The 26042-nt window shown below is 37.5% G+C and carries 41 protein-coding genes; 40 read left to right on the top strand and 1 reads right to left on the bottom strand.

Features of this window, described 5'->3' with window-relative positions; all coding sequences use genetic code 11:
• On the top strand, positions 1-2622 hold a 2622-nt coding region (gene rpoC / locus RZ74_RS05085), incomplete at its 5' end, for a DNA-directed RNA polymerase subunit beta' (protein WP_083437180.1).
• Between the two features lie 34 nt (positions 2623-2656).
• Here rpoC and RZ74_RS07060 read toward each other — a convergent pair.
• Complete coding sequence (locus tag RZ74_RS07060; protein ID WP_187291402.1) at positions 2657-3307, bottom strand: prepilin peptidase; 651 nt, start codon at positions 3305-3307, stop codon at positions 2657-2659.
• Positions 3308-3477: 170 nt separating this feature from the next.
• Between RZ74_RS07060 and rpsL the strand changes: the two genes are divergently transcribed.
• The 39 genes from rpsL to RZ74_RS04890 all read left to right on the top strand — a co-directional run bounded on the left by rpsL (position 3478) and on the right by RZ74_RS04890 (position 26036).
• A complete protein-coding gene (rpsL, locus tag RZ74_RS05080; RefSeq protein ID WP_053950337.1) occupies positions 3478-3891 on the top strand; it encodes a 30S ribosomal protein S12 in 414 nt (137 codons plus the stop codon).
• A 39-nt stretch (positions 3892-3930) separates the two neighbouring features.
• Positions 3931-4401 (top strand): 30S ribosomal protein S7, encoded by a 471-nt coding sequence (gene rpsG / locus RZ74_RS05075; protein WP_053950336.1) that lies wholly within the window; start codon positions 3931-3933, stop codon positions 4399-4401.
• A gap of 101 nt (positions 4402-4502) precedes the next feature.
• Positions 4503-6593, top strand: coding sequence for an elongation factor G (fusA, locus tag RZ74_RS05070; protein WP_053950335.1), 2091 nt, complete (start codon positions 4503-4505; stop codon positions 6591-6593).
• Between the two features lie 344 nt (positions 6594-6937).
• The gene (gene rpsJ, locus RZ74_RS05065; protein WP_034531495.1) at positions 6938-7246 is read left to right on the top strand and encodes a 30S ribosomal protein S10; all 309 of its coding nucleotides are present in this window, start codon (positions 6938-6940) and stop codon (positions 7244-7246) included.
• Positions 7247-7280: 34 nt separating this feature from the next.
• Positions 7281-7916 (top strand): 50S ribosomal protein L3, encoded by a 636-nt coding sequence (rplC, locus tag RZ74_RS05060; RefSeq protein WP_053950334.1) that lies wholly within the window; start codon positions 7281-7283, stop codon positions 7914-7916.
• Positions 7917-7933: 17 nt separating this feature from the next.
• Positions 7934-8557 carry a 50S ribosomal protein L4 gene (gene rplD / locus RZ74_RS05055; RefSeq protein ID WP_053950333.1) on the top strand — a complete coding sequence of 208 codons (624 nt, stop codon included), beginning with the start codon at positions 7934-7936 and terminating at the stop codon, positions 8555-8557.
• Positions 8557-8844 carry a 50S ribosomal protein L23 gene (rplW, locus tag RZ74_RS05050; protein WP_053950332.1) on the top strand — a complete coding sequence of 96 codons (288 nt, stop codon included), beginning with the start codon at positions 8557-8559 and terminating at the stop codon, positions 8842-8844. The genes rplD and rplW overlap by 1 nt, the downstream gene beginning before the upstream one ends.
• A gap of 25 nt (positions 8845-8869) precedes the next feature.
• On the top strand, positions 8870-9709 hold the full coding sequence (gene rplB, locus RZ74_RS05045; RefSeq protein ID WP_053950331.1) for a 50S ribosomal protein L2: 840 nt from the start codon (positions 8870-8872) through the stop codon (positions 9707-9709).
• A 63-nt stretch (positions 9710-9772) separates the two neighbouring features.
• The gene (gene rpsS / locus RZ74_RS05040) at positions 9773-10048 is read left to right on the top strand and encodes a 30S ribosomal protein S19 (RefSeq protein ID WP_053950330.1); all 276 of its coding nucleotides are present in this window, start codon (positions 9773-9775) and stop codon (positions 10046-10048) included.
• Between the two features lie 16 nt (positions 10049-10064).
• Complete coding sequence (gene rplV / locus RZ74_RS05035; RefSeq protein WP_034531503.1) at positions 10065-10412, top strand: 50S ribosomal protein L22; 348 nt, start codon at positions 10065-10067, stop codon at positions 10410-10412.
• Between the two features lie 12 nt (positions 10413-10424).
• The gene (rpsC, locus tag RZ74_RS05030; protein WP_053950329.1) at positions 10425-11096 is read left to right on the top strand and encodes a 30S ribosomal protein S3; all 672 of its coding nucleotides are present in this window, start codon (positions 10425-10427) and stop codon (positions 11094-11096) included.
• 2 nt (positions 11097-11098) lie between these two features.
• Positions 11099-11533: a 50S ribosomal protein L16 gene (gene rplP, locus RZ74_RS05025; protein ID WP_053950328.1), complete on the top strand. Its 435-nt coding sequence runs from the start codon at positions 11099-11101 to the stop codon at positions 11531-11533.
• On the top strand, positions 11523-11717 hold the full coding sequence (gene rpmC, locus RZ74_RS05020; RefSeq protein ID WP_034531506.1) for a 50S ribosomal protein L29: 195 nt from the start codon (positions 11523-11525) through the stop codon (positions 11715-11717). The genes rplP and rpmC overlap by 11 nt, the downstream gene beginning before the upstream one ends.
• Before the next feature lie 24 nt (positions 11718-11741).
• A complete protein-coding gene (gene rpsQ / locus RZ74_RS05015) occupies positions 11742-12002 on the top strand; it encodes a 30S ribosomal protein S17 (protein WP_053950327.1) in 261 nt (86 codons plus the stop codon).
• A 57-nt stretch (positions 12003-12059) separates the two neighbouring features.
• Positions 12060-12428 carry a 50S ribosomal protein L14 gene (gene rplN, locus RZ74_RS05010; RefSeq protein WP_034531509.1) on the top strand — a complete coding sequence of 123 codons (369 nt, stop codon included), beginning with the start codon at positions 12060-12062 and terminating at the stop codon, positions 12426-12428.
• A 32-nt stretch (positions 12429-12460) separates the two neighbouring features.
• On the top strand, positions 12461-12769 hold the full coding sequence (gene rplX / locus RZ74_RS05005) for a 50S ribosomal protein L24 (protein ID WP_053950326.1): 309 nt from the start codon (positions 12461-12463) through the stop codon (positions 12767-12769).
• Between the two features lie 28 nt (positions 12770-12797).
• Positions 12798-13340, top strand: coding sequence for a 50S ribosomal protein L5 (rplE, locus tag RZ74_RS05000; protein WP_053950325.1), 543 nt, complete (start codon positions 12798-12800; stop codon positions 13338-13340).
• A gap of 18 nt (positions 13341-13358) precedes the next feature.
• Positions 13359-13544: a type Z 30S ribosomal protein S14 gene (locus RZ74_RS04995; RefSeq protein ID WP_034531514.1), complete on the top strand. Its 186-nt coding sequence runs from the start codon at positions 13359-13361 to the stop codon at positions 13542-13544.
• A gap of 33 nt (positions 13545-13577) precedes the next feature.
• Positions 13578-13976: a 30S ribosomal protein S8 gene (gene rpsH / locus RZ74_RS04990; protein WP_053950324.1), complete on the top strand. Its 399-nt coding sequence runs from the start codon at positions 13578-13580 to the stop codon at positions 13974-13976.
• 31 nt (positions 13977-14007) lie between these two features.
• The gene (gene rplF, locus RZ74_RS04985; protein ID WP_053950323.1) at positions 14008-14547 is read left to right on the top strand and encodes a 50S ribosomal protein L6; all 540 of its coding nucleotides are present in this window, start codon (positions 14008-14010) and stop codon (positions 14545-14547) included.
• 54 nt (positions 14548-14601) lie between these two features.
• Complete coding sequence (gene rplR / locus RZ74_RS04980; protein ID WP_083437178.1) at positions 14602-14958, top strand: 50S ribosomal protein L18; 357 nt, start codon at positions 14602-14604, stop codon at positions 14956-14958.
• A gap of 20 nt (positions 14959-14978) precedes the next feature.
• The gene (rpsE, locus tag RZ74_RS04975; RefSeq protein ID WP_053950321.1) at positions 14979-15482 is read left to right on the top strand and encodes a 30S ribosomal protein S5; all 504 of its coding nucleotides are present in this window, start codon (positions 14979-14981) and stop codon (positions 15480-15482) included.
• A gap of 14 nt (positions 15483-15496) precedes the next feature.
• Complete coding sequence (gene rpmD, locus RZ74_RS04970) at positions 15497-15679, top strand: 50S ribosomal protein L30 (protein WP_034531522.1); 183 nt, start codon at positions 15497-15499, stop codon at positions 15677-15679.
• Positions 15680-15704: 25 nt separating this feature from the next.
• Positions 15705-16136, top strand: a complete 432-nt coding sequence (gene rplO, locus RZ74_RS04965; RefSeq protein ID WP_053950320.1) for a 50S ribosomal protein L15 — start codon at positions 15705-15707, stop codon at positions 16134-16136.
• Positions 16136-17452, top strand: coding sequence for a preprotein translocase subunit SecY (gene secY, locus RZ74_RS04960; RefSeq protein WP_053950319.1), 1317 nt, complete (start codon positions 16136-16138; stop codon positions 17450-17452). Before rplO ends, secY begins: the two co-directional genes overlap by 1 nt.
• Positions 17453-17482: 30 nt before the next feature.
• A complete protein-coding gene (locus RZ74_RS04955) occupies positions 17483-18133 on the top strand; it encodes an adenylate kinase (RefSeq protein ID WP_148562094.1) in 651 nt (216 codons plus the stop codon).
• Positions 18134-18286: 153 nt separating this feature from the next.
• Entirely contained in the window at positions 18287-18505 is a 219-nt protein-coding gene (infA, locus tag RZ74_RS04950; RefSeq protein ID WP_034531529.1) for a translation initiation factor IF-1, read from the top strand.
• Positions 18506-18538: 33 nt separating this feature from the next.
• Positions 18539-18655: a 50S ribosomal protein L36 gene (gene rpmJ / locus RZ74_RS04945; protein ID WP_053950317.1), complete on the top strand. Its 117-nt coding sequence runs from the start codon at positions 18539-18541 to the stop codon at positions 18653-18655.
• Positions 18656-18682: 27 nt separating this feature from the next.
• On the top strand, positions 18683-19048 hold the full coding sequence (gene rpsM, locus RZ74_RS04940) for a 30S ribosomal protein S13 (RefSeq protein WP_053950316.1): 366 nt from the start codon (positions 18683-18685) through the stop codon (positions 19046-19048).
• A 23-nt stretch (positions 19049-19071) separates the two neighbouring features.
• Entirely contained in the window at positions 19072-19461 is a 390-nt protein-coding gene (rpsK, locus tag RZ74_RS04935) for a 30S ribosomal protein S11 (protein WP_053950315.1), read from the top strand.
• Between the two features lie 73 nt (positions 19462-19534).
• Positions 19535-20485, top strand: a complete 951-nt coding sequence (locus RZ74_RS04930; RefSeq protein WP_053950314.1) for a DNA-directed RNA polymerase subunit alpha — start codon at positions 19535-19537, stop codon at positions 20483-20485.
• Positions 20486-20506: 21 nt separating this feature from the next.
• Positions 20507-20890, top strand: coding sequence for a 50S ribosomal protein L17 (rplQ, locus tag RZ74_RS04925; protein ID WP_034531537.1), 384 nt, complete (start codon positions 20507-20509; stop codon positions 20888-20890).
• Positions 20891-21054: 164 nt separating this feature from the next.
• Positions 21055-21894 (top strand): energy-coupling factor transporter ATPase, encoded by an 840-nt coding sequence (locus RZ74_RS04920; RefSeq protein WP_053950313.1) that lies wholly within the window; start codon positions 21055-21057, stop codon positions 21892-21894.
• On the top strand, positions 21864-22739 hold the full coding sequence (locus RZ74_RS04915) for an energy-coupling factor transporter ATPase (protein ID WP_053950312.1): 876 nt from the start codon (positions 21864-21866) through the stop codon (positions 22737-22739). The genes RZ74_RS04920 and RZ74_RS04915 overlap by 31 nt, the downstream gene beginning before the upstream one ends.
• Positions 22732-23526: an energy-coupling factor transporter transmembrane component T family protein gene (locus RZ74_RS04910; protein ID WP_053950311.1), complete on the top strand. Its 795-nt coding sequence runs from the start codon at positions 22732-22734 to the stop codon at positions 23524-23526. The genes RZ74_RS04915 and RZ74_RS04910 overlap by 8 nt, the downstream gene beginning before the upstream one ends.
• 4 nt (positions 23527-23530) lie before the next feature.
• Positions 23531-24331 (top strand): tRNA pseudouridine(38-40) synthase TruA, encoded by an 801-nt coding sequence (truA, locus tag RZ74_RS04905; RefSeq protein ID WP_053950310.1) that lies wholly within the window; start codon positions 23531-23533, stop codon positions 24329-24331.
• A 121-nt stretch (positions 24332-24452) separates the two neighbouring features.
• Positions 24453-24896 carry a 50S ribosomal protein L13 gene (gene rplM / locus RZ74_RS04900; protein ID WP_053950309.1) on the top strand — a complete coding sequence of 148 codons (444 nt, stop codon included), beginning with the start codon at positions 24453-24455 and terminating at the stop codon, positions 24894-24896.
• 13 nt (positions 24897-24909) lie between these two features.
• Positions 24910-25302: a 30S ribosomal protein S9 gene (gene rpsI, locus RZ74_RS04895; RefSeq protein WP_034531546.1), complete on the top strand. Its 393-nt coding sequence runs from the start codon at positions 24910-24912 to the stop codon at positions 25300-25302.
• A gap of 131 nt (positions 25303-25433) precedes the next feature.
• Positions 25434-26036: an ECF transporter S component gene (locus RZ74_RS04890; RefSeq protein WP_053950308.1), complete on the top strand. Its 603-nt coding sequence runs from the start codon at positions 25434-25436 to the stop codon at positions 26034-26036.
• The last annotated feature ends 6 nt before the right edge of the window (positions 26037-26042 follow it).

The raw sequence follows: 26042 nt of genomic DNA, 5'->3' as shown, positions 1-26042 counted from the left end.
TTCTTGAAGTTCAACCAAATGGGACTTCCTGTTCCAATGGCCATGGAATTATTCAAGCCTTTCATTATGAAAGAACTTGTAAAACGTGGTAGTGCATCAAACATTAAGTCTGCTAAACGTCAAATCGAACGTAAAGATGAAGAAGTATTCGATGTTTTAGATGATGTTATTAAGGAACATCCAGTATTACTTAACCGTGCGCCTACATTGCATAGATTAGGTATTCAAGCATTTGAACCTGTATTGGTTTCAGGTAAATCAATGCGTCTTCACCCATTAGCCTGTGAAGCTTACAACGCCGATTTTGATGGTGACCAAATGGCCATCCACGTTCCTTTATCAGATGAAGCACAAGCTGAATCAAGACTATTGATGCTTGCTGCAACTCATATCCTTGCACCTCGTGACGGTAATCCTATCGTTGCTCCTTCTCAAGATATGGTTATCGGTAACTACTACCTAACTATGGAAGAAGAAGGTCGTGAAGGTGAAGGTATGATTTTTAACACTCCTGAAGAAGCTAAGCTTTCATACCAAAGTGGTTTAACCCACTGGCACACTCGTGTTGGTATCGCTGCTTCATCAATGAGTGAAAAGCCATTCACTGAAGAACAAAAGAACAAGATTCTAGTAACAACTATTGGTAAGATTATCTTTAACGGTATTCTTCCTGATTCATTCCAATACTTGAATGAACCAACTGATACTAACCTACATGGTCACTTATCAGATAGTTTCTTCCTAGAACCAGGTGAAGATATCCATGAACACCTAAAGAATGCTCCATTAAACGGTGCATTTAAGAAAGGTTTCTTATCAGATATCATCGCTGAAGTTTACAAACAATACAAAGTAACTGAAACTTCACAACTACTAGATAGAATGAAGGATTTAGGTTACAACGAATCAACTAAGTCTGGTTTAACTGTTGGGGTTACTGATATCACTGATTTGAAATCAAAACCTCAAATTATTGCTGAATCACACAAGAAAGTTGAAAACGTTACTAAACAATTCCGTCGTGGTTTGATTACTGATCAAGAACGTTATGAAAGAGTTATTGGTATCTGGAGTGATGCTAAGGATGAAATTCAAAACGACTTGTTGAAGAACTTCGACCCTCAAAACCCTATCTTTATGATGAGTGATTCTGGAGCTCGTGGTAACATCTCTAACTTTACTCAACTAGCTGGTATGCGTGGATTGATGGCCGCTCCTAACGGTGAAATTATGGAACTTCCTATCACTGCGAACTTCCGTGAAGGTCTATCTGTTTTGGAAATGTTCATTTCTACCCACGGTGCCCGTAAAGGTATGACTGATACTGCCTTGAAGACTGCCAACTCAGGTTACTTAACCCGTCGTTTGGTTGATGTTGCTCAAGACGTTATTATCAGAGAACAAGACTGTGGTACTGATCGTGGTGTTATCGTTGCTGCCTTGACTCAAGGTAACGAAATGATTGAACCATTATACGATCGTATCATTGGTAGATATGCTATGAAGACAGTTAAACATCCAGAAACTGGTGAAGTAATTGTTAAGCATAATCAAATGATCAACGAACCAGAAGCTAAAGCAATTGAAGCTGCTGGTATCGAAGAAGTTGAAATTCGTTCAGCATTCACTTGTAACACAGTTCACGGGGTTTGTGAAAGATGTTACGGTCGTAACTTAGCAACTGGATCACCTGTTGAAGTTGGTGAAGCAGTTGGTACTGTTGCTGCTCAATCAATTGGTGAACCTGGTACTCAATTAACTATGAGAAACTTCCATACTGGTGGGGTTGCCGGTAACGCCGATATCACTCAAGGTCTTCCTCGTGTTCAAGAAATCTTTGAAGCAAGAAATCCTAAAGGTAAAGCTGAAATTACCGAAGTTACTGGTACTGTAAGCTTGATCGAAGAAAATCCTGCTGAAAGAGTTAAAGAAGTTACTATTAAAGGTGACGCTGATACTAGAACTTACAAAGTTCCAATTAATGCTCGTATGAATGTTGTTGAAGGTGACTTCATCCACAGAGGACAAGCTATTAACGAAGGTTCAATTGATCCTAAGGAACTTATCAAGGTTCGTGACTCACTATCAACTGAAGTATACTTGCTAAGTGAAGTTCAAAAGACTTACCGTATGCAAGGGGTAGAAGTTAGTGATAAGCATGCTGAAATCATGGTTCGTCAAATGCTACGTAAGGTTAGAATTATGGATTCAGGTGATACTGATGTTCTTCCAGGTACTTTAATGGATATTAATGACTTTAAGGAAGCTAATGCTGAAGCAGTTATTACTGGTAAGATTCCAGCAACTGCACGTCCAGTTATCTTAGGAATTACTAAAGCTGCCCTAGAAACTAACAGTTTCTTATCAGCTGCATCATTCCAAGAAACTACTCGTGTATTAACTGATGCTGCTATCCGTGGTAAGAACGATCCATTAGTTGGTCTTAAAGAAAACGTTATTATTGGTAAGCTAATCCCTGCTGGTACTGGTATGAAGACTTACGGCGAAATTAACGCTAAAGCCGAAGAACCAGAAACACCAAAAGTAGGTTCAAACGATGTATTCACGCTAAGCGATATTGAACAACGCATGCACGAAAACGAAGACGATGTAAATCAATAATATTTAAAAAATAGCAACCACAACTTTGTGGTTGCTATTTTTGTATACATATAAAAGTTAAAACGGCTAAGTATATATATGGAACAAATGGAATATAATGAACCTGAAATCGGTTTATCAAGAAATAGATTAATGCATATATACAAGCGATAATAATAATGTATAGGATTGCCGTAGAAAATAATAAATATAGTAAGCATAAAATATCTATATCAGCTTGTCCGAACATAGATATCCGTTCATTTAATATCGTAAGCAATAAATAAAAAGGAAGGGCGATTGATATAGATAGGAAATTACTGTGTATAACAGTAAAACATAATAAAACTATTAATGGATTAATTGAAACCGTTAGGGATTCCATATCTTGAATTGATAGATATAATAAAATCGAGACAACCATCAATAATGATATTGAATGAGTCAATGAATAAATCAATGGAAACAAAATGAATAAATTTATTTCTATAAGTGTAGAGAAATAAGAAATTGGATAACGACAATAGCGACATTTTCCAAACAGTAAAATAAAACTAATAATTGGGATCAAATCAAACCAGGTTAATGAATGATTACAATGGTCGCAATGTGATCTTCCAGTAAGTTTTTGTTGATGTTTATATCGATGGAAGAGGGCGGAAATGAAAGAACCAACGCAAGCACCTAAAAAAGAAATAATTAACATGAAAAGCACCTCGACAATAAATACGAAAGAATTCGGAAAAACGTTGACACTATTTTGCCAGCGTGATAATATTATTAAGTGCTTATTCATCCGGTGAACTTTTACATAAAAAAGAACCACCTGGATGTGTGGACTTAAAAATAAATTTTATTGGAAGGAGGAATTTTTAGATGCCTACTATTAACCAATTAGTACGTAAAGGTCGTCATTCTAGAAGTTCTAAATCAAAAGCCCCAGCTTTAAACCATGGGTATAACAGTTACAAGAAGAAGCAAACTAACAACCCTGCTCCTCAAAAACGTGGAGTAGCTACCCGTGTGGGTACTATGACTCCAAAGAAGCCTAACTCAGCTCTACGTAAGTATGCCCGTGTTAGACTATCAAACTTGATTGAAGTTACTGCATACATTCCTGGTATTGGTCACAACCTTCAAGAACATAGTGTTGTTTTAATTCGTGGTGGTCGTGTTAAGGATTTACCTGGGGTACGTTACCACATCATCCGTGGTGCTCTAGATACTGCCGGTGTTGCTGATCGTCGTCAAAGTCGTTCAAAATACGGTACTAAGAAACCTAAGGACTAAAACATTAATTCCGCTATAAAAAACGAGGAGGATTTTTAAATGCCAAGAAAAGGAAACATTCAAAAACGTGAAGTTCTTCCTGATCCAATCTACAACTCAAAGTTAGTTACAAGCTTAATTAACCGTTTGATGTTAGATGGTAAGAGAGGAACTGCATCAGAAATTTTATATGGTGCATTCGATCTTATTAAGAAAGAAACTGGTAACGAACCAGTTGACGTATTCGAAGAAGCTATGAACAACGTTATGCCTGTACTAGAAGTTAAGGCTCGTCGTGTGGGTGGATCAAACTACCAAGTTCCTATCGAAGTACGTCCAGACCGTCGTGTTACTCTTGGTTTACGTTGGATCGTAAACTACGCACGTCTACGTGGTGAACACACAATGGTTGAACGCCTAGGTCGTGAAATCATGGATGCTGCTAACAATACAGGTGCTTCAGTTAAGAAACGTGAAGACACTCATAAGATGGCAGAAGCTAACCGTGCATTTGCTCACTTCCGTTGGTAAAATAACCGTACGACTAACGTACATTTGATTAGTGGCTAATGAACTGGTATTAGCCACTTTTTTACAAAAGTGATTTATTTTGAGAGGAGAAATTTTTTATAATGGCTAACAAACGTGAATTCCCATTAGAAAAAACTCGTAACATCGGTATCACTGCGCATATCGATGCTGGTAAAACAACTGCTACAGAACGTATCTTGTACTACACTGGTAGAATCCACAAGATTGGTGAAACTCATGATGGTGCTTCACAAATGGACTGGATGGTTCAAGAACAAGAACGTGGTATCACTATTACTTCAGCCGCTACTACAGCTCGTTGGAAAGATACTCGTATCAACATTATCGATACACCAGGACACGTGGACTTCACTGCCGAAGTTGAACGTTCACTTCGTGTTCTAGATGGTTCAATTACTATTTTGGATGCTGCCGCTGGGGTAGAACCTCAAACAGAAACTGTTTGGCGTCAAGCTTCAGAATACGAAGTTCCACGTATCGTATTTGCTAACAAGATGGATAAGCTAGGTGCTGACTTTGAAGCATCTGTTGAATCATTACACGAACGTCTAGATGCTAACGCACATGCTATTCAATTACCAATTGGTAAAGAAGATACCTTTGAAGGTGTTATTGACCTAATTGAAATGAAAGCATACATCTACGATCTAGATGAAAACGGTTCAGAATATGACATCGTTGAAATTCCAGAAGAATATAAAGAAAAAGCTGAACAAGCTCGTGCTGACTTAATTGAAGCAATTGCTGATATTGATGACAGCGTTATGGAAAAATTCCTTGAAGGTGAAGAAGTTACCAAGGATGAAATCAAAGCTGGTATCCGTAGAGGTACTTTGAACCTTGAATTCTACCCAGTTCTTGCTGGTTCTGCATTCAAGAACAAAGGTATCCAAATGTTAATGGACGGCGTTTTAGATTACCTACCATCACCTCTAGATGTTCGCCCATACAAGGCTACTGACCCTGACAGTGGTGAAAACATCGAACTTAAAGCTGATGACGAAAAGCCATTTGCTGCCCTAGCATTTAAGGTTGCAACTGACCCATTCGTTGGTCGTCTAACTTTTATCCGTGTATACCAAGGTACTCTAGAATCAGGTTCATACGTTCTTAACGCAACTAAGGACAAACGTGAACGTGTTGGTCGTTTACTACAAATGCACTCAAATGATAGAACTGAAATTGATGAAGTATTCTCAGGTGATATCGCTGCCGCTATCGGTTTGAAGAACACTACTACTGGTGATTCTCTAACTGATCAAAAGCACCCACTACACCTAGAATCAATGGTCTTCCCAGATCCAGTTATCTCTGTTTCTGTTGAACCTAAGACTAAGGCTGACCAAGACAAGATGAACATTGCCCTACAAAAACTATCTGAAGAAGATCCTACTTTCAAGGCTGAAACTGATAGTGAAACTGGTGAAACTATTATCGCCGGAATGGGTGAACTTCACTTGAACATCATTGTTGACCGTATGAAACGTGAATTTAAGGTTGAAGCTACAATTGGTCAACCTCAAGTTGCTTACAGAGAAGCATTCACTAAGCCAACTAAGGCTCAAGGTAAATTCGTTCGTCAATCTGGTGGTAAAGGTCAATACGGGGACGTATGGATTGAATTTACTCCTAACGAAACTGGTAAAGGTTTCGAATTCGAAAATGCTATCGTTGGTGGGGTTGTTCCTCGTGAATACATTCCTTCAGTAGAACAAGGTCTTAAAGAATCAATGGAAAACGGTGTTCTTGCTGGTTACCCATTGATTGACGTTAAGGCTAAGTTATACGATGGTAGTTACCATGATGTCGATTCATCAGAAGCCGCATTTAAGGTTGCTGCATCAATCGCATTGAAAGAAGCTGCTAAGTCAGCTGGTCCTGTTATTCTAGAACCAATCATGAAAGTTGATATCGTGGTTCCAGAAGAATACATGGGTGACGTTATGGGACAAGTTACTGCTCGTCGTGGTAACGTTGATGGTATGGAAGTTAGAAACAAAGCTCAACTTATCCATGCTATGGTTCCACTATCAGAAATGTTTGGTTACGCAACTACATTGCGTTCAGCATCTCAAGGTAGAGGTACTTTCTCAATGACATTCGATCACTACTCACCAGTTCCTGCTGCAGTACAAACTGAAATCATTGAAAAGAATGGTGGAAACGCTTAATAGTTTCCTCAAAAAGAAACGTAATTTTTATTACGTTTCTTTTTTTTGCAATCAAAAAAAGAAATTTTAAATATTTTTTGGAAAAATATAAAAAAATTAAAAAAGTTTTCGAAAAAATATTTTGAAAAAAATTTCAAAAAAAGAGCTAAAACCCTTGAAAAGACTTGGAAATTCTAGTATTATAGACAAGTACCTGTTCGAGGGATTAGTATGCTCTCAAGCAGATACGAGAGTAGCGTTGATGTGGGAGGTTGCGACACACCCGGCCGCTTTGCCATGATGGGGCGTGCCGGTAATTTCCACGGAGTTAGTCGTATTTTAAATACAGACGAGGAGGGAAAATAATGGCAAAACAAAAGATTCGTATCCGTTTAAAGGCATATGAACACCGTACTTTAGATCAATCAGCTGAAAAGATTGTGGCTACTGCGCAAAGAACTGGTGCTAGTGTTTCTGGTCCAATTCCATTGCCAACTGATAGAACTGTTTATACTGTTCTAGCTTCACCACATAAGTTTAAGAAGTCACGTGAACAATTTGAAATGTTGACTCACAAGCGTTTAATCGACATCTTAAACCCAACACCAAAAACAGTTGATTCATTAATGAAACTTGATTTACCAAGTGGTGTTGATATCGAAATTAAACTATAATTAATCAAAATTACAATATATCGGAGGTGTACTCATGACCAAAAAAGGAATCTTAGGTAGAAAAATCGGAATGACTCAAGTTTTCACTGATAACGGTGAATTAGTTCCAGTTACTGTTGTAGATGTAACTCCTAACGTTGTTCTACAAACTAAATCAACTGAAACTGATGGATACAATGCTATTCAACTTGGTTACGAAGATAAACGTGATGTTTTAAGTAACAAACCAGAAAAGGGTCATGTAGCAAAAGCAAATACAAATCCTAAGCGCTTCATTAAAGAAATCAGAGATGTTGAGCTTAGCGATTACAATGTAGCAGACGAAATCAAGGCAGACATTTTTGAAGCCGGTGACATCGTAGATGTAACAGGTATCACAAAGGGTCATGGTTACCAAGGTAACATTCATAAGGATGGTCAAGCTAGAGGTCCTGAAACTCACGGTTCTAGATACCACCGTCGTCCTGGTTCACTTGGTGTAATTATCAACCGTGTTACTAAGGGTATGAAATTACCAGGTAGAATGGGTAACAAACAAGTTACAATTCAAAATCTTGAAATTGTTAAGGCTGACGTTGACAACAACGTACTTTTAATTAAAGGTAACGTTCCTGGTGCCAACAAGTCATTCCTTACTGTTAAATCTGCAGCTCGCGGATCACAAAAATAAGAAAGGAGGAACCATAAATGACAAGCGTAGCATTATACAAACAAGATGGTAGCAAGAACGGTAACGTTGAATTAAACGATGAAATTTTTGCTATCGAACAAAACGACAGTGTTGTATTTGACGTTGTTTTGATGCAAAGAGCATCAATGCGTCAAGGTACACACGCTGTAAAGAACAGAAGCGCTGTTAGAGGTGGTGGTAAGAAGCCATGGCGTCAAAAGGGTACTGGACGTGCTCGTCAAGGTTCAATCCGTTCACCACAATGGCGTGGAGGTGGAATCGTCTTCGGACCTACTCCTCGTTCATACAGCTACCACTTACCAAAGAAAGTTAGCCGTTTAGCTATCAAGTCTGTTTTATCAGAAAAGGTTGCTAACGACAGCTTCGTAGTTGTTGATTCATTAAGTTTCGATGCTCCTAAGACTAAAGACTTCTCAGAAGCACTAAACAAGCTAAATGCTTCAACTAAGACATTAGTAGTCTTGGAAGAAGACAACAAGAATGCTGCTTTATCAGCTCGTAACCTTAAGAATGTTGAAATCGTTTCAGCTAAAGGTTTAAACACTTTGAGCGTAGTAAACAGTGACAAGATTGTCATCACAAAGGCTGCTCTTTCTCAAGTAGAGGAGGTGCTCGCATAATGGAATCACGTGATATTATCCTACGTCCTGTAATTACAGAACAATCAACTGCAATGATGGATGAAAAGAAATACACTTTTGATGTTGACTTACGAGCAACTAAAACACAAGTGAAAAACGCAATCGAAGACATCTTTGATGTTACAGTTGCAAATGTAAATATTATGAATCTAAAAGGTAAGCTAAAGCGCCAAGGTCGTTTCTCAGGTTACACTAAGAAGCGTCGTAAGGCTATCGTTACTTTATCAAACGATTCAAAAGAAATTAACTTATTTAGCAATAAATAAAATATCAATTTAGGAGGAAAACACCGTGGCTATTAAAAAATACAAACCAACCAGCAATGGTCGCCGTAACATGACTAGTCTTGACTACAGCGGTTTGACTAAGACAAAGCCTGAAAAGTCATTGTTGGCTTCTAAGTCACACTCAGCTGGTCGTAACAACTCTGGTCGCATGACTGTTCGTCACCGTGGTGGTGGTAACAAGAATCAATATCGTATTATTGATTTCAAACGTAACCATGATGATGTAGACGGTATCGTTAAGTCAATCGAATACGATCCAAACCGTACTGCTAACATTGCGTTAGTTGTTTACACTGACGGTATCAAGTCATACATTCTAGCACCTAAGGGTCTAAAAGTTGGTGATAAGGTTCAATCAGGACCAAACGCTGACATCAAACCTGGTAATGCTTTAGCATTGAAGGATATCCCTGTAGGTACCGTTATTCACAATATCGAATTAAAACCAGGTAAGGGTGGACAATTAGTTCGTTCTGCTGGTACTTCAGCTCAACTATTGGGTAAGGAAGGAAAATACGTACTAGTTCGTCTAGCATCTGGAGAAGTTCGTATGATTCTTTCAGTTAACCGTGCCACTATCGGTAGTATCGGTAACGAAGAACACTCATTAGTTAATGTTGGTAAAGCTGGTCGTAACCGTTACAAGGGCCAACGTCCACACGTTCGTGGTTCTGTAATGAACCCTAACGATCACCCTCATGGTGGTGGTGAAGGTAAAGCTCCTGTTGGTTACCCATCACCATTATCACCATGGCACAAGAAGACTGTTGGTAAGAAGACTCGTAGTAAGAGTGCTCGTTCTAACAAGTTCATTGTTCGCCGTCGTAAGGGATCAAAGATGTAATAAACTAAGTTATACCTTCGGGTATATACTTCCCTATACTGATTTTGAAGAGGAGGTTTCATAATGTCTCGTAGTTTAAAAAAGGGACCTTTTGCCGATGCGCATCTTTTAAAGAAAATCGATGCTCAAAAAGACCAAGATAAAAAAGACGTAATCAAGACATGGTCACGTCGTTCAACAATCTTCCCTAGTTTCATTGGCTACACTATCGCTGTTTATGATGGAAGAAAAAACGTTCCAGTATATATTCAAGAAGATATGGTAGGTCACAAACTAGGTGAATTTGTACCAACTCGTACTTTCCATGGACATGGAAATGACGATAAGAAAACTGTTTAAGCAAGGAGGATAACAAATGGCTGAACAAGTTACATCAGCAAAAGCTACTGCTAGAACTGTTCGCATCGCCGCACGTAAGGTCCGCCTTGTAGTTGATCTTATTAGAGGTAAAAGCGTTTCAGAAGCAGCTGCAATCTTGAAGTTCACTCCAAGAGGAGCTTCACCAGTTGTTTCAAAAGTTTTAATGTCAGCTGTAGCAAATGCAGAAAATAATTTTGATTTAGATCGTGAAGACTTGGTAGTAAGCGAAGTTTTTGTTAATGAAGGACCAACACTAAAACGTTTCCGTCCTCGTGCAAAGGGTTCTGCTTCTCCAATCAACAAACGTACTAGTCATATCACAGTTGTAGTTTCAGAAAAATAGGAGGGATTAGCCGTGGGTCAAAAAGTAAATCCTACTGGATTACGTGTCGGAATTATTCGCGATTGGGACGCAAAATGGTACGCTGAAAAAGCTGACTTTGCTAACAATATTAATGAAGACCTTAAAATCCGTGAATACATTAGTAAGAGACTCGCTGACGCTTCCGTATCAAGAGTTGTTATTGAACGTGCTGCAAAGCGTGTTAACGTTTCAATTCATACTGCTAAACCAGGTATGGTTATTGGTAAGGGCGGATCAGAAGTCGAAAATCTTCGTAACGAATTAAACAATTTAACAGGTAAGAGAGTTCACATCAACATCATCGAAATCAAGAAACCTGATTTAGATGCTAAACTTGTTGGTGAAAACATTGCTCGTCAATTGGAAGGCCGTGTAGCATTCCGTCGTGCAATGCGTCAATCAATGCAACGTGCTCGTCGTGCCGGTGCTAAGGGTATCAAAACTCAAGTTGCTGGTCGTCTAAATGGTGCAGATATGTCACGTGTGGAAGCATACGCTGAAGGAACTGTTCCATTGCACACATTGAGAGCAGACATCGACTACGCATGGGAAGAAGCTCACACTACTTACGGATCAATTGGTGTAAAAACTTGGATCTACCGTGGTGAAGTTTTACCTCAAGCAGTTAACGATGCTCAAGAAAATGATAAAGGAGGGAAATAAACATGCTAGTACCAAAACGTGTTAAGTTCCGTCGTGAACACCGTGGTAAATTACGCGGTACTTCAAAAGGTGGAAACACTGTTTCATTCGGTGAATTTGGTTTACAATCAACTGATTCACATTGGATCACTAACCGTCAAATCGAAGCTTGTCGTATTGCTATGACAAGACACATGAAGCGTGGTGGGAAAGTTTGGATTAAAATTTTCCCTCACAAATCTTACACTGAAAAAGGTGTAGGGGTTCGTATGGGTAATGGTAAAGGTACTCCAGCAGGATGGGTTGCTCCAGTTAAACGTGGAAAAGTCCTATTCGAAGTTGGTGGAGTTTCAGAAGAAGTTGCTCTAGAAGCTTTACGTTTAGCTTCAGCTAAACTTCCTGTTCGAACAAAGATTATTAAACGTGAGGAAGTAGGTGGCGAATCAAATGAAGGCTAAAGAAATTAATGAACTAACCACTGCTCAAATGCATGAAAAAGAACAAAGCTACAAAGAAGAATTATTCAACCTTCGTTTTCAATTAGCTACTGGTCAATTGGAAAACACTGCAAGATTGAAACAAGTTCGTAAGAACATTGCACGTATCAAAACTGCATTGCGTCAACAAGAACTAAACAAATAGAATACGATAGGAGGTCAACGTAATATGGAACGTAATATGCGTAAGGTCTACAGAGGCCGTGTTGTTTCTGACAAGATGGACAAAACCATCACTGTTGTTGTTGAAACTTACAAAACACATTCTACTTACGGAAAACGTGTTAAGTACTCAAAGAAGTACAAAGCTCATGATGAAAACAATGAAGCAAAAATTGGTGACATTGTAGAAATTATGGAAACACGTAAGCTATCAGCTACTAAGAATTTCCGTTTAGTTAATATCGTTGAAAAAGCCGTTATTATCTAATATAAGTGATTAATTTTTATCGTATTCTGAGTAAATACCGGAAGGAGGGTATTAGCTATGATTCAACAAGAAAGTCGTTTGAAAGTTGCTGATAACTCAGGTGCTCGTGAACTTTTAACTATTAAAGTTTTAGGCGGATCAAGCAGAAGATATGCAGGTATCGGTGATATTATTGTTGCTACTGTAAAACAAGCAACACCAGGTGGCGTTGTCAAAAAGGGTGACGTTGTTAAAGCTGTTATCGTAAGAACTAAGTCAGTATCACGTCGTGCAGATGGTTCATACATCCGTTTCGATGAAAATGCTGCCGTACTTGTTCAAGATGATAAAAGTCCTAAGGGAACTCGTATCTTTGGACCAGTTGCACGTGAACTACGTGACAACGAATTCATGAAGATCGTTTCTCTAGCCCCTGAAGTACTTTAATTAACAAATGTCAACCAAGGAGGTGCCAATAAATGTTTATTAAAACTGGTGACAAAGTTCGCGTTATTAGTGGTAAAGACAAAGGTAAAGAAGGAACTGTTACCAAGACTATTGCCTCAAAAGATCGCGTAATCGTTGAAGGTATTAACATCGTAAAGAAACATCAAAAAGCTTCTCAAGCTAACCCACAAGGTGGCATTAATGAAGTTGAAGCTCCAATTCATGTTTCAAACGTTATGTTAATTGACCCATCAACAAACGAACCAACTAAGGTTGGATTCAAATTTGAAAATGGTAAGAAAGTTCGTATTTCTAAAAAATCAAACAAATCAATCGATTAAAATTTAATTGAAAGGAGGATACCTTTCCATGTCAAACCGTTTACAAGATAAATACAAAACTGAAATTTCAAAAGCATTAGTTGATAAGTTTAACTACTCATCAATCATGCAAGCTCCAAAGATCGAAAAAATCGTTCTTAACATGGGTGTTGGTGACGCTGTTACTAACGCTAAGAACTTAGACGAAGCTGTCGCTGAATTAACTCAAATCTCTGGTCAAAAACCACTTGTTACCAAAGCTAAGAAATCAATCGCTGGTTTCCGTTTACGTGAAGGTATGTCAATTGGTGCGAAAGTTACTTTACGTGGTGAACGTATGTACGACTTCTTAGACAAGTTAGTTAACGTTTCATTACCACGTGTTCGTGATTTCCACGGTGTTAACAAGCGTTCATTTGATGGACGTGGTAACTACACTCTAGGTATTCGTGAACAATTAATTTTCCCAGAAATTAACTACGATAACGTTAATCGTGTACGTGGATTAGACATTGTTATTGTTACAACTGCTAACACTGACGAAGAATCCAAAGAATTGTTAACTCAATTCGGTATGCCATTTGCAAAATAATAGGAGGGTATAAATACTATGGCTAGAAAAGCATTAGTTGTAAAAAGTGAACGTCCTGCCAAATTCTCAACAAGAAATTACACTCGTTGTGAACGCTGTGGTAGACCTCATTCAGTTTACAAGAAATTTCATTTATGCCGTCTATGTATCAGAGATCTTGCTCACAAAGGCCAAATCCCTGGTATGAAGAAGGCAAGTTGGTAAAATTAACTACATTTAGATAGGAGGTCTACGTTAATGTCCATGACAGATCCAATCGCTGACTTTTTAACTAGAATTCGTAACGCCAACATGGTACGTCACGATTCTGTTGAAGTTCCAGCTTCAAAAATCAAAAAGAACATCGCTGAAATCTTAAAACGTGAAGGTTTCGTACGCGACGTTGAATACGTTGAAGACGACAAACAAGGCGTTATCCGCGTATTCCTAAAATATGGTAAAGACAACGAACGTGTTATCTCTGGTTTGAAACGTATCTCAAAACCAGGTCTACGTTCATACGTAAAATCTGATTCAATTCCTAAGGTATTAAATGGTTTAGGTATTGCAATTATCTCAACTTCTGAAGGTGTTATCACTGATAAAGAAGCTCGTGCTAAAAAAATTGGTGGAGAAGTATTAGCATACATTTGGTAATACTTTTTGCTTGAACTGGAGGTGTAATGAAATGAGTCGTATTGGTTACAGAAAGATTGTTTTACCTGAAGGTGTTGAATTATCAACTGAAGGTAACAACGTAACTGTTAAAGGTGCTAAGGGTTCACTAACTCGTGAATTCTCACCAATCATCAAGATGAATGTTGACGGAAACGTCGTATCATTCGAACCAGCAGTTAGATACGATAACAAGACCCGTGCAATGCACGGTACTATGCGTGCTAACTTAAACAACATGGTTGAAGGTGTATCAAATGGTTTTACTAAGACACTTAAGCTAGTCGGTGTTGGTTACCGTGCTCAAGCTAAAGGTTCTGTCCTAGAATTAAACGTTGGTTACTCTAACCCTGTTGAAATGGAAATCAACGAAGATCTTAAAGTTGAAACTCCTGACAGTTTAACTATTACTGTTAGCGGTATTAACAAAGAACACGTTGGTGACTTTGCAGCTCGTGTTCGTGCCGTACGTTCACCAGAACCTTACAAAGGTAAAGGTATTCGTTACGAAAACGAAGTTGTACGTCGTAAAGAAGGTAAGACTGGTAAGTAATGAGTTAAATCTCGTTGCTTAACTATTTTAATTAATATTTAAGAGGTGACTATTTTGATTAATAAACCAGATAAAAATAAGACACGTCAACGTCGTCATTTACGTGTCCGTAACAAAATCTCTGGTACTGCTGTGTGCCCACGTTTGAACGTTTACCGTTCTAACAAAAACATCTACGCTCAAGTTATTGATGACGTAGCGGGTGTTACGCTTGCTAGTGCCTCAACTCTAGATAAAGAAGTTAGCGGTTCAAACAAGACTGAACAAGCAGCATCTGTTGGTGCTGTAGTCGCAAAACGTGCCGTTGAAAAAAATGTTAAAAATGTTGTTTTCGATCGTGGTGGTTACTTATACCACGGACGTGTTCAAGCTCTTGCTGAAGCTGCACGTGAAAACGGACTAGAATTTTAATAAAAGGAGGAATAACCACAATGGCTGAATTTATTGATCCAAATAAATTAGAACTTGAAGATACTGTCGTATCAATCAACCGTATTACTAAGGTTGTAAAGGGTGGACGTCGTCTACGTTTTGCTGCATTAGTTGTTGTTGGTGATAGAAACGGTCACGTAGGATTTGGTACTGGTAAAGCTCAAGAAGTTCCAGATGCAATCCGTAAAGCTGTTGAAGATGGTCGTAAGAACTTAATTACTGTTCCCAAGGTTGGTACTACTATTCCTCATGAAATTATCGGTACTTACGGTGGCGGTAAGATCATGTTAAAACCTGCTGAAGAAGGTTCTGGTGTTGCCGCTGGTGGTGCCGTTCGTTCAGTTATGGAATTAGCTGGTATTGACGATGTTACAAGTAAACGTTTAGGTTCAGATACTCCAATCAATGCAATTCGTGCTACTTTCGAAGGACTAAAAGCATTGAAGAGTGCAGACAAAGTTGCTACTTTACGTGGCGTATCTGCTCAACATTTAGCAGAATAAGGAGGGGTTAGAAGATGGCTCAATTAAAGATTACTTTAACTCACAGTGCAGAACACCGTCTCCCCAAACAACGTAAAATTGTTAAGGCGCTAGGTTTAGGTCGTATTAACAGTACTGTTGTTAAACCTGATAACGAAGCAACTCGTGGAGCTCTGTTCCATATTGCACACTTAGTTAAAGTTGAACAAGTTAAGTAATAAATAACAAGGAGGTGCACTTCAAATGAAATTACATGAATTAAAAGCTGCCGAAGGTTCACGCTCATCAAGACAACGTCTAGGTCGTGGATTAGGAAGTAAAGGTAAGACTTCTGGTCGTGGACAAAAGGGTCAAAAGGCTCGTAGTAAGACACGTGTAGGATTCGAAGGGGGCCAAATGCCTTTCTACCGTAGAATTCCAAAACGTGGTTTCACTAACATTAACCGTAAGGAATATGCTATCGTTAACTTATCTACTCTAGATTTATTTGACGACGGTGCTGAAGTTACACCAGAAAGCCTAATGGAAGCTGGTATTGTTAAGAACGCTAAAGACGGTATCAAGATTCTTGGTAACGGTGAACTTAACAAGAAGCTAACTGTTAAAGCTAACAAGTTTTCTGATGCTGCTAAGTCAGCAATCGAAAATGCTGGCGGTAAGATCGAGGTGATCTAATGCTATCAGCCTTGAAAAGCTCTTTTAAAGTGAAAGATATTAGAAATAAAATCATGTTTACTTTAGGAGTATTGATTGTATTTAGACTAGGTGCTTATATTACAGTTCCTGGTATAAACGCTAAAGCACTCCAAAGCGTTGCTTCATCTGGCTTAGTTAGCATTTTAAACACCTTTAGTGGTGGTGGATTAACTAATTATTCACTATTTGCTATGGGTGTTTCACCATATATTACTGCGCAAATCATTGTTCAACTATTACAAATGGACATTGTCCCACGTTTTGTTGAATGGAGTAAGCAAGGTGACGTTGGTAGACGTAAGTTGAACCAAGTTACTCGAGTACTTACAGTATTCCTTGCTTTCGTGCAGTCGATTGGAATTACAGCCGGATTTAACACTTTAAGCAGTTTGAACCTTGTTCAAAATCCTGGTCCTGCTACTTATTTGAGTATCGGTTTAATTTTAACCGGTGGTTCAATGTTAACAACTTGGATGGGTGACATGATTACAGATCGAGGAATTGGTCAAGGTGTTTCAATGATCATTTTCGCTGGTATCATCGCAAGAATCCCTACAGGAGTTCAACAATTATATAAGGAATACATCGTTGGAGATACTTCTTCACAATTATGGCCATCTATCTTATTCTTAGTTGCGCTATTCTTAGTAATCTTGATAATTGTTACTTTTGTTACCTGGTTCCAACAAGCTGAACGTAGGATTCCAATTCAATATACAAGAAGAGAAACAGGAGCTGGCGAAAACAGTTACCTTCCATTGAAGGTTAACGTTGCTGGTGTTATCCCTGTTATCTTCGCCAGTTCGTTTATTTCAACACCACAAGCTATTTTGCTTTTCTTTGCAAGTAAACATTCTGGTGATGGTTGGTACCAAGTTATGAGTAGCATCTTCAATATGCAAACTCTATCTGGTGCTACCCTATATACTGTATTAATTGTTGTCTTTACATTCTTCTATGCATTTGTTCAAGTTAACCCTGAAAAGCTTTCAGAAAACTTACAAAAGCAAGGAAGTTACATTCCTGGTGTTTGGCCAGGGAATGGTACTCAAACTTATGTTTCTAAAGTATTAATGAGACTAAGTGTTGTCGGTGCTTTATTCCTAGGGGTTGTTGCATTAATTCCTTTAATTGCACAAAACGTTTGGAGTTTAGACGAATCCATCGGTTTAGGTGGTACTAGTTTACTAATCGTTGTCGGTGTTGCCATCGAAACAATTAGACAAATTCGTGGATTGATGATGAAACAAGAATATGTTGGATTTATTCAATCAACTCGACCAAATGATTTATAAAAGTGTGTATGGAGGTAATTAAAAATGTCAATGAACTTAATCTTAATGGGGCTTCCTGGAGCTGGTAAAGGTACACAAGCAGAATCCATTATTGAAAATTATGGAATTCCACATATCTCTACTGGAGATATCTTTCGTGCTGCTATAAAAGACCAAACTGAAATGGGATTAAAGGCAAAACAATATATTGATAAAGGGAATTTAGTTCCTGATGATGTAACATGTGGAATTGTTAAAGATCGTCTTGCACAAGATGATACTAAAAAAGGCTATATGTTAGACGGTTTTCCTAGAACTATCGAACAAGCAAATGCTTTACAAGAAATTTGTGAAGAACTTGATCGACCATTGGATGCTGTTATAAATATTGACGTTGACCCTAAAGTTCTTGTTGATCGACTATCAGGTAGATTTATTTGTAAGAACTGTGGTGCTACTTACCACAAGCTTTACAAAATGCCTAAAGTTGAAGATACTTGTGATATTTGTGGTGGCCATGAATTTTATCAACGTAGTGATGACAAGCCTGAAACAGTTAAGAACCGTTTAGATGTAAATATCGAAATGAATACACCATTAATCGATTTTTACAAACAACGTGATTTACTATTTACTGTAGATGGTAGTCAAGATATTAATGATGTTACTAAGGACATTGACAAAATACTTAAACAATTCTAGAAACCGTTGAGGTGACTGGTATTGTTGCCGTAAGTATATTTGTGTGATAAACTAACCCATGTGTATTTGCGATTGCTATACAACGGGCTTTTGTCTTGATATCTTGGCATATGGCTAACCGTGTAGAATCGTATTTTTCGAGGAGGAAATTCTTTGTCTAAAGATAATGTTATTGAAATTGAAGGTAAAGTTAGTGAAACTTTACCAAATGCTATGTTTCGTGTTGAACTAGAAAATGGTCACGAAATTTTAGCTCACGTATCCGGAAAGATCAGAATGCATTACATTCGTATCTTACCTGGTGACCGTGTCACTGTTGAAATGTCACCATATGATTTAAGCAAGGGACGTATTACTTACCGTTATAAGTAAGGATACTGTCTTGAAGTATAGGAGGGTTATATAATGAAGGTTCGTCCATCAGTAAAACCAATGTGTGAAAATTGTAAAATAATTAGAAGAAAAGGCCGTGTTATGGTCATTTGTTCAAATCCAAAACATAAACAAAGACAAGGTAAGTAATTTTAATAAAACAGGAGGTGTGTTTGAATGGCTCGTATCGCCGGAATTGATTTACCACGTGATAAACGTATCGTTATTGGTCTAACTAGCATCTTTGGAATTGGTCAAAGTAGAGCTGCTGAAATTCTTGAAAAGGCTGGCGTTTCAGAAGATGTTCGTGTTCGTGATTTAACTCCAGACCAAGAAGATAAGATTCGTGCAGTTGTTGACAATTACAAAATTGAAGGTGACTTACGTCGTGAAGTAAGAATGAATATCAAGAAGCTTCAAGAAATTGGTTCTTACCGTGGAATGCGTCACCGTCGTGGTTTACCTGTTAGAGGTCAACACACAAAGAACAACGCCCGTACTCGTAAGGGTAAAAAAGTAACTATCGCTGGTAAGAAAAAATAATAAATAAAGGAGGTTAGTAAATCATGGTTCAAAAGAAAGGTTCTCGTAAACGTAGAGTAAAGAAGAACATCGAAGCCGGTGTTGCTCACATTCACTCTACTTTTAATAACACATTAGTTATGATTACCGATATGCAAGGTAATGCTATTGCTTGGTCATCTGCTGGTGCTTTAGGATTCCGTGGAAGTCGTAAATCAACTCCATTTGCTGCTCAAATGGCTTCAGAAGCCGCTGCTAAGACAGCTATGGAACATGGTATGAAGACTGTTGAAGTCGCAGTTAAAGGTCCTGGTTCAGGTCGTGAATCAGCTATCCGTGCTCTTCAATCAACTGGTTTAGAAGTTGCTGCTATTCGTGATGTTACTCCAGTTCCACATAATGGATCTCGTCCTCCAAAGCGTCGTAGAGTTTAATTTATTCTCGTCTCTGTATGGAGAAATAATTAATTATTAACTCAGAGCGTTTTGAAAGGGGTAGAAGATAAGAATGATTGAATTTGAAAAACCTAATATTCATAAGATTGATGAAACTGATAATTATGGAGAAGTTGTTGTTGAACCACTAGAACGTGGATACGGAACAACTCTTGGAAACTCGTTGCGTAGAATTTTACTTTCATCTTTACCTGGTGCAGCCGTAACTAGCATTCAAATCGATGATGTATTACATGAATTTTCTACAGTACCTGGTGTTGTAGAAGATGTAACACAAATCATTTTAAATGTTAAGAAGATTTCATTGAAGTTGGAAGCCGAAGATGGCGAAGACAAAGAAATGGAAATCAATGTTACAGGTCCAGCTCAAGTAACTGCTGGTGACATTCAAGCTGACGGTGATGTAACAGTTCTAAATCCAGATCTACACATTGCTACAGTTGCTGAAGGTTCTACATTCCATATGAGAATGACTGCAAATAAGGGTCGCGGATACGTTTCTGCGGATGAGAATAAGGCTCGTAATGATGGAATGCCAATCGGTGTCTTACCAGTTGATTCCATTTATACCCCAATCGAACGTGTTAATTATCAAGTTGAAAATGCACGTGTTGGTCAAAGATCTGACTTTGATAAACTAACTCTTGATGTTTGGACTGATGGTTCTATCACTCCAAGTGAAGCAATTAGTTTAGCTGCTAAGATCCTAAATGATCACCTAGCTATGTTTATTGATCTTACTGATGAAGCCAAGAACACTGAAGTTATGGTGGAAAAGGAAGAAACACATAAAGAAAAAATGCTAGAAATGACAATTGAAGAATTGGACTTATCTGTTCGTTCATACAATTGTTTGAAACGTGCTGGTATCAACACTGTTCAAGAATTAACCAACAAAAGTGAAGCTGACATGATGAAGGTTAGAAACTTAGGACGTAAGTCTCTTGTTGAAGTAAAACATAAGTTAGAAGCCCTTGGATTGTCATTACGTAAAGAAGATTAGTATAAAGGAGGACATCCATTTATGAGTTACCGTAAATTACAACGTACTAGTGCACACCGTCGTTCATTACTACGTAACCTAACTACTGACTTATTAGTAAACGGTGAAATTAAAACCACTGAAGCTCGTGCTAAAGAAGTACGCTCAACTGCTGAAAAGATGATTACTCTTGGTAAGCGTGGAGATCTTCATGCTCGTCGTCAAGCTGCTGCTTTCTTACAAAACGTAGTTGCTGATGCTAAAGAAGATGGTGATGACGTAACTGTTACTACTGCATTACAAAAGCTATTTGATGAAATTGCTCCTAAGTATGCAGAACGTAACGGTGGTTACACTCGTATTCTAAAGACTATGCCTCGTCGTGGTGATGGTGCATCAATGGTTATTTTACAATTAGTTGACTAATTAATCGTAAACATAATTAAATAGTAACAACAAATCACTAGGGCTATTAGTATAAAGCGTTATGATGATGGGCAAGCCCCAAGTCTAGCTTGAATGGAGCATTGCTTCGCACTAATAGCCTATTAGTGATTTTTTTATACATAAATTTAAATGAGGTGACATGAATGTCTCAAAACATTATCGAAGTATCTAATTTAAAATATAAATACGATGAATCAGATAAATTTGCCGTTAATGATTTTTCAATGTCTATTAAGCAAGGAGAATGGGTATCTATTATCGGTAAAAATGGTAGTGGTAAATCTACCTTAATCAGCTTATTGGATGGATTAATTGAAAAAAATAGTGGTGAAATTACCATTGATGGAGATACTTTAAACGCTTCTAATGTTTACGGCATTCGTGACAAAATTGGAATTGTTTTTCAAAATCCAAGTAATCAATTCGTCGCATCGACTGTTGAAGACGATATCGCGTTTGGATTAGAAAATCATAATTTAGACCAAGACATAATGCATGAAAAGGTATATCAAGCTCTTAAAGATGTTGATATGCTGGAATATGCGAAGAATGATCCATCCAGACTTTCTGGGGGACAAAAGCAACGAATAGCGATTGCAGGCGTCCTAGCCATGCAACCTAAGATTATTATTTTGGATGAAGCAACTAGTATGCTAGACCCAAAAGCAAAAATATTAATCACAAATTTGATTAATGATGTTAGAAACAAGTATAATTTAACTATCATATCAATTACACATGACATTAATGAGATCCAAGAATCTAGTCGTACTATCTTAATTAAAGACGGTCAAAAGATTTTGGATACAACACCAAGCGAATTATTCACTCAATTGGCGAGTGTCGAAGAATATGGATTAAGATTACCATTCTCAGAAAAGCTAAGACTAAAACTTGCTGACAGTGGTTTTAACGTTCCAGACAAGTATTTAAATGATGAGGAGATTATCGAATGGATAACGCAATATCATTCAAAAATGTAAGTCACATTTACCAACCGAATACACCACTAGAATATCATGCGTTAAAAGATGTCTCTTTGAAGATTAAAAAAGGCAGTTTTGTTTCAATTATTGGTAAAACTGGAAGTGGAAAATCAACATTAATCAAGCATATTAATGCGCTTTTAAAACCCACTAATGGTAGTGTTAGAATTGATGATTTTAAAATTGACAATAAAACTAATAACAAGCATTTGAATCCATTAAGACAAAAGGTTGGGATGGTATTCCAATTTCCTGAACAACAACTATTTGCGGAAACCGTGAAAGAAGATATCGCTTTTGGTCCAAGTAACTTTGGCATCGAAGGTGCTGAATTAGAACAAAAGGTTCAAAAGGCAGTTGATACAGTTAGATTGGATCCCAAACTATTTGATAAATCCCCATTTGATTTATCTGGTGGACAAAAGAGAAGGGTCGCTATCGCAGGAGTATTAGCAATGGAACCAGAAATTCTAGTTCTTGATGAACCAACAGCAGGTTTGGACTTACAAGGACAAGAATACATTTTAGACTTAATCAAAAGATTAAATCGTGAACATAGCATGACAATTATTTTGGTCAGTCATCAAATGGATGATGTTGCTAAATATTCAGAACGAGTAATCGTTATGAGTGAAGGTGAAATCGTCAAAAAATGTTATCCAGATGAACTATTTACTGACGTTGAATTCTTAGATCAATATGATTTAAGAGTGCCGGAGACTGTTAAAATTACTAAACAACTGGGAGCAAAAGGGTTCAACTTAGATAAGCTATCTTTAGATGAAGACGAGTTAATAAACGAAATCATCAATAAATTAAGGAATGAAGAAAAAAATGAATAATTTTATATTTGGAAGATATCTTCCAGGCAATTCAATAATTCATAAACTAAACCCAGCAGCCAAAATTCTGTTATGTTTTATTTATATTTTCGTTGTTTTCTTCGCAAATAACGTTGCGACATATTTATTATTAGCTGCAACCGTTGTAGTGTTCATTATATTGTCAAAATGTTCATTATCATTCTTTTTAAAAGGAATTATGCCACTATTATGGGTGATTATATTTACCGTCCTAATTCAGGTGTTTTTTAGCGCTGGTGGCCATGTCTACTATTCCCTAGGAATTATTAGAATCACTTCATTTGGGATTTATAATGCGATTCTATTGTTCATTCGTTTTATGTTGATTATCGCTATGTCGACAGTTTTAACATTAACGACATCTCCATTGGAAATTTCACATGGCATTAGTATGTTGCTAAAACCACTTAAGAGATTTAAATTCCCAGTGGAAACATTTTCATTGATGATTTCAATCGCATTAAGATTCGTACCTACATTAACAGATGAAACTAAATTAATCATGGATGCACAAAGATCTCGTGGTGTGGACTTCGGTGATGGGGGACTAATAAAAAGAGCCAAGGCCTTTGTTCCGCTACTAATTCCACTTTTCGTTAGTGCATTTAAACACGCTGATGATTTAAGTGTGGCCATGGAAGCACGAGGCTATCAAACTGGTAAGCTAAGATCTCACTACCATAGTTATAAGTGGCAGACGAAAGATTATAGCTTTATATCATTAATTGTGATTATCACAATCGTTACATTTATGTATAGGAGTTAAGTAAATGGCATATCGTTATAAAATAACATTAGCCTATGATGGAACTGATTTTTATGGATTTCAACGCCAACCTAAGAAAAGAACCATTGAAGGAATATTAACTAAAATCATTAATAAAATGGCCAAAAATCCGGATCCAGCAATTACTGTCTATGGCTCTGGTAGAACTGATGCAGGAGTACATGCATTAGGACAAGTGGCTCATTTTGACTTTCCATATGATTTACCAGAAGCTAACATGCTTAAAGGACTAAATAGTATGTTGCCATTAGACGTTCAAATTAAGAAGGTTGAAAAGGTAGCGCCGGATTTTCATGCGCGCTACGATGTATCAGGTAAAAGATACATGTATCGTATGGACATGGGTGAATTCAGAAACCCATTTAAACGCAGATATACTGCTCAATGGCGATTCCCTGTTGATATCGATAAAATCAACATTGCTCTACAAGATTTAATTGGTGAACATGATTTTACTAGTTTTGTTGCCTCAGGTTCTTCAGCTAGAACAAACGTAAGAACAATTTATGAAGCCAAATGTGAAATCGATGAAAAAGAAAATGAATTAATATTTGAATTCTACGGTAATGGATTTTTATATAATATGGTTAGAATCATGGTCGGAGTACTGGTTGAAATTGGTTCCGGATCAAGGGATGTCCATGATATTTTAAGACTATATGAAATTAAAGACAGAACCCAAGCAAGAAGAACAGTACCTGCTAGCGGACTTTATCTAAAGCATGTATACTATGAAGGTGAAGACCCACAACATCCAACTAAATTACCTCATCATCAAAGATGATTTAAGGTTGACTTTATAATTAAAAGATTGTAATATTGAGCATGGTATTGTTTGCCCCACAATAAGCCCCGGAAACTTATATTGGTGTCGAACAAACACAGAAACATGGAGGAAGATTAAAGTGCGTACAACATATATGGCAAAACCAGGTGAAGTAGAACGCAAGTGGTACATCATTGACGCAACTGATATCAGTTTAGGTCGTCTATCAACTGTCGTTGCTTCTATTTTACGAGGAAAAAACAAGCCAACATTTACACCTCATGTAGATACTGGCGATAACGTTATTGTTATTAATGCTTCAAAAGTTGCATTAACAGGTCGTAAAGCTAGCGATAAGCTATACTCCCACCACACAGGTTATTTAGGTGGTCTAAAACAAAAAACTGCTGGTCAAATGTTAAATGATACTCCAGACAAGTTAGTAGAAACATCAGTTAAAGGTATGCTACCAAGTGGAACTTTAGCTCACAAGCAATTATTACACTTACACGTATACGCTGATGCTAACCATGCTCACGAAGCTCAAAACCCTGAAGTATTAGACATTAGTAACCTAATTTAAGGAGGAAACTTAATTGGCTCAAGTACAATATCGCGGCACAGGCCGTCGTAAAGACTCAGTAGCCCGAGTAATTTTAGTACCCGGTACTGGTAAAGTTGTTATGAACAAGAAAGATATTGAAGATTACATTCCATTCCCTAACTTAAGAGCAGTGGTAATGCAACCATTCAATGTTACTGAAACATCAGGTAACTACGATGCTTTAATCAATGTTAACGGTGGTGGTTTCTCAGGACAAGCTGGTGCAGCTCGTCACGGAATCGCTCGTGCATTGCTAGAAGTAGATCCTGACTTCCGTGCTTCATTAAAGAGTGCCGGTTTATTAACTCGTGACGCTCGTATGAAAGAACGTAAGAAACCAGGTCTTAAGAAAGCTCGTAAAGCTGGTCAATTCTCAAAACGTTAAGATACACTTATCTTTATGTTTCAAAGAACTTCCCTTGTGGAAGTTCTTTTTTTATTCATGAATTGGACTTATGATTTAAAATAGTGTTTAATAGTTAATTGTTATTTATTTTATAAAGAAAAAAGGAGATGATGACGATTAGAAATAAAGTATATCGAATGAATATCCTAGCCATTTTTATCGCGATCATCATTGTACAAACAAGTATTCCAGGATTAGGTAATATTCCAGTTGGCCCACTTAGCGTGACTATTATTCCAATTACAATTGCATTAGCGGCTGTTCTGTTAGGAACTAAGTCTGGTGCATTAGTAGGTGGAATTTGGGGATTAATTACGTTTTTAAGAGCGTTTTGGTGGCCAACCAGTCCAATTGCTATTTATGTATTTACAAACCCACTAGTATCAATTTTGCCAAGAATTTTAGTCGGATTGGTTGCGGGATTAATTTTTAATCATTTTTATGACCCTGAAAAGAGAAGTAGATTATTACTAGCTGCGACTGGTTTCTTCAGTGCATTAGTTAATACAATCGTATTATTAACTTTGATTTATCTATTTTATAGAGGGCATGCCTTTGAGTTATACCACATTGATGTGAAAGAACTATTACCATATCTAATATTTGTGGCAGCTACTAATGGATTAATTGAAGCAGCGCTATCAGCGTCATTAGTGCCAATTATTGGATCTGCATTATTAAAATTAAAGAAAAAAGCGTCAACGATTAAATAATCGTTA

The sequence above is a fragment of the Apilactobacillus apinorum genome (genome assembly GCF_001281175.1).
Classification (GTDB): domain Bacteria; phylum Bacillota; class Bacilli; order Lactobacillales; family Lactobacillaceae; genus Apilactobacillus; species Apilactobacillus apinorum.
Note: the sequence above shows the minus strand (reverse complement) of the source record. Positions and strands in the feature narration are given on the sequence as shown.

Coding starts and splice junctions, on each gene's coding strand:
- RZ74_RS07060 (WP_187291402.1), bottom strand. CDS start 3,307: ATGTTAATTATTTCTTTTTTAGGTGCTTGCGTTGGTTCTTTCATTTCC.
- rpsL (WP_053950337.1), top strand. CDS start 3,478: ATGCCTACTATTAACCAATTAGTACGTAAAGGTCGTCATTCTAGAAGT.
- rpsG (WP_053950336.1), top strand. CDS start 3,931: ATGCCAAGAAAAGGAAACATTCAAAAACGTGAAGTTCTTCCTGATCCA.
- fusA (WP_053950335.1), top strand. CDS start 4,503: ATGGCTAACAAACGTGAATTCCCATTAGAAAAAACTCGTAACATCGGT.
- rpsJ (WP_034531495.1), top strand. CDS start 6,938: ATGGCAAAACAAAAGATTCGTATCCGTTTAAAGGCATATGAACACCGT.
- rplC (WP_053950334.1), top strand. CDS start 7,281: ATGACCAAAAAAGGAATCTTAGGTAGAAAAATCGGAATGACTCAAGTT.
- rplD (WP_053950333.1), top strand. CDS start 7,934: ATGACAAGCGTAGCATTATACAAACAAGATGGTAGCAAGAACGGTAAC.
- rplW (WP_053950332.1), top strand. CDS start 8,557: ATGGAATCACGTGATATTATCCTACGTCCTGTAATTACAGAACAATCA.
- rpsS (WP_053950330.1), top strand. CDS start 9,773: ATGTCTCGTAGTTTAAAAAAGGGACCTTTTGCCGATGCGCATCTTTTA.
- rplV (WP_034531503.1), top strand. CDS start 10,065: ATGGCTGAACAAGTTACATCAGCAAAAGCTACTGCTAGAACTGTTCGC.
- rplP (WP_053950328.1), top strand. CDS start 11,099: ATGCTAGTACCAAAACGTGTTAAGTTCCGTCGTGAACACCGTGGTAAA.
- rpmC (WP_034531506.1), top strand. CDS start 11,523: ATGAAGGCTAAAGAAATTAATGAACTAACCACTGCTCAAATGCATGAA.
- rpsQ (WP_053950327.1), top strand. CDS start 11,742: ATGGAACGTAATATGCGTAAGGTCTACAGAGGCCGTGTTGTTTCTGAC.
- rplN (WP_034531509.1), top strand. CDS start 12,060: ATGATTCAACAAGAAAGTCGTTTGAAAGTTGCTGATAACTCAGGTGCT.
- rplX (WP_053950326.1), top strand. CDS start 12,461: ATGTTTATTAAAACTGGTGACAAAGTTCGCGTTATTAGTGGTAAAGAC.
- rplE (WP_053950325.1), top strand. CDS start 12,798: ATGTCAAACCGTTTACAAGATAAATACAAAACTGAAATTTCAAAAGCA.
- RZ74_RS04995 (WP_034531514.1), top strand. CDS start 13,359: ATGGCTAGAAAAGCATTAGTTGTAAAAAGTGAACGTCCTGCCAAATTC.
- rpsH (WP_053950324.1), top strand. CDS start 13,578: ATGTCCATGACAGATCCAATCGCTGACTTTTTAACTAGAATTCGTAAC.
- rplF (WP_053950323.1), top strand. CDS start 14,008: ATGAGTCGTATTGGTTACAGAAAGATTGTTTTACCTGAAGGTGTTGAA.
- rpsE (WP_053950321.1), top strand. CDS start 14,979: ATGGCTGAATTTATTGATCCAAATAAATTAGAACTTGAAGATACTGTC.
- rpmD (WP_034531522.1), top strand. CDS start 15,497: ATGGCTCAATTAAAGATTACTTTAACTCACAGTGCAGAACACCGTCTC.
- rplO (WP_053950320.1), top strand. CDS start 15,705: ATGAAATTACATGAATTAAAAGCTGCCGAAGGTTCACGCTCATCAAGA.
- secY (WP_053950319.1), top strand. CDS start 16,136: ATGCTATCAGCCTTGAAAAGCTCTTTTAAAGTGAAAGATATTAGAAAT.
- RZ74_RS04955 (WP_148562094.1), top strand. CDS start 17,483: ATGAACTTAATCTTAATGGGGCTTCCTGGAGCTGGTAAAGGTACACAA.
- rpmJ (WP_053950317.1), top strand. CDS start 18,539: ATGAAGGTTCGTCCATCAGTAAAACCAATGTGTGAAAATTGTAAAATA.
- rpsM (WP_053950316.1), top strand. CDS start 18,683: ATGGCTCGTATCGCCGGAATTGATTTACCACGTGATAAACGTATCGTT.
- rpsK (WP_053950315.1), top strand. CDS start 19,072: ATGGTTCAAAAGAAAGGTTCTCGTAAACGTAGAGTAAAGAAGAACATC.
- RZ74_RS04930 (WP_053950314.1), top strand. CDS start 19,535: ATGATTGAATTTGAAAAACCTAATATTCATAAGATTGATGAAACTGAT.
- rplQ (WP_034531537.1), top strand. CDS start 20,507: ATGAGTTACCGTAAATTACAACGTACTAGTGCACACCGTCGTTCATTA.
- RZ74_RS04920 (WP_053950313.1), top strand. CDS start 21,055: ATGTCTCAAAACATTATCGAAGTATCTAATTTAAAATATAAATACGAT.
- RZ74_RS04915 (WP_053950312.1), top strand. CDS start 21,864: ATGGATAACGCAATATCATTCAAAAATGTAAGTCACATTTACCAACCG.
- RZ74_RS04910 (WP_053950311.1), top strand. CDS start 22,732: ATGAATAATTTTATATTTGGAAGATATCTTCCAGGCAATTCAATAATT.
- truA (WP_053950310.1), top strand. CDS start 23,531: ATGGCATATCGTTATAAAATAACATTAGCCTATGATGGAACTGATTTT.
- RZ74_RS04890 (WP_053950308.1), top strand. CDS start 25,434: ATGACGATTAGAAATAAAGTATATCGAATGAATATCCTAGCCATTTTT.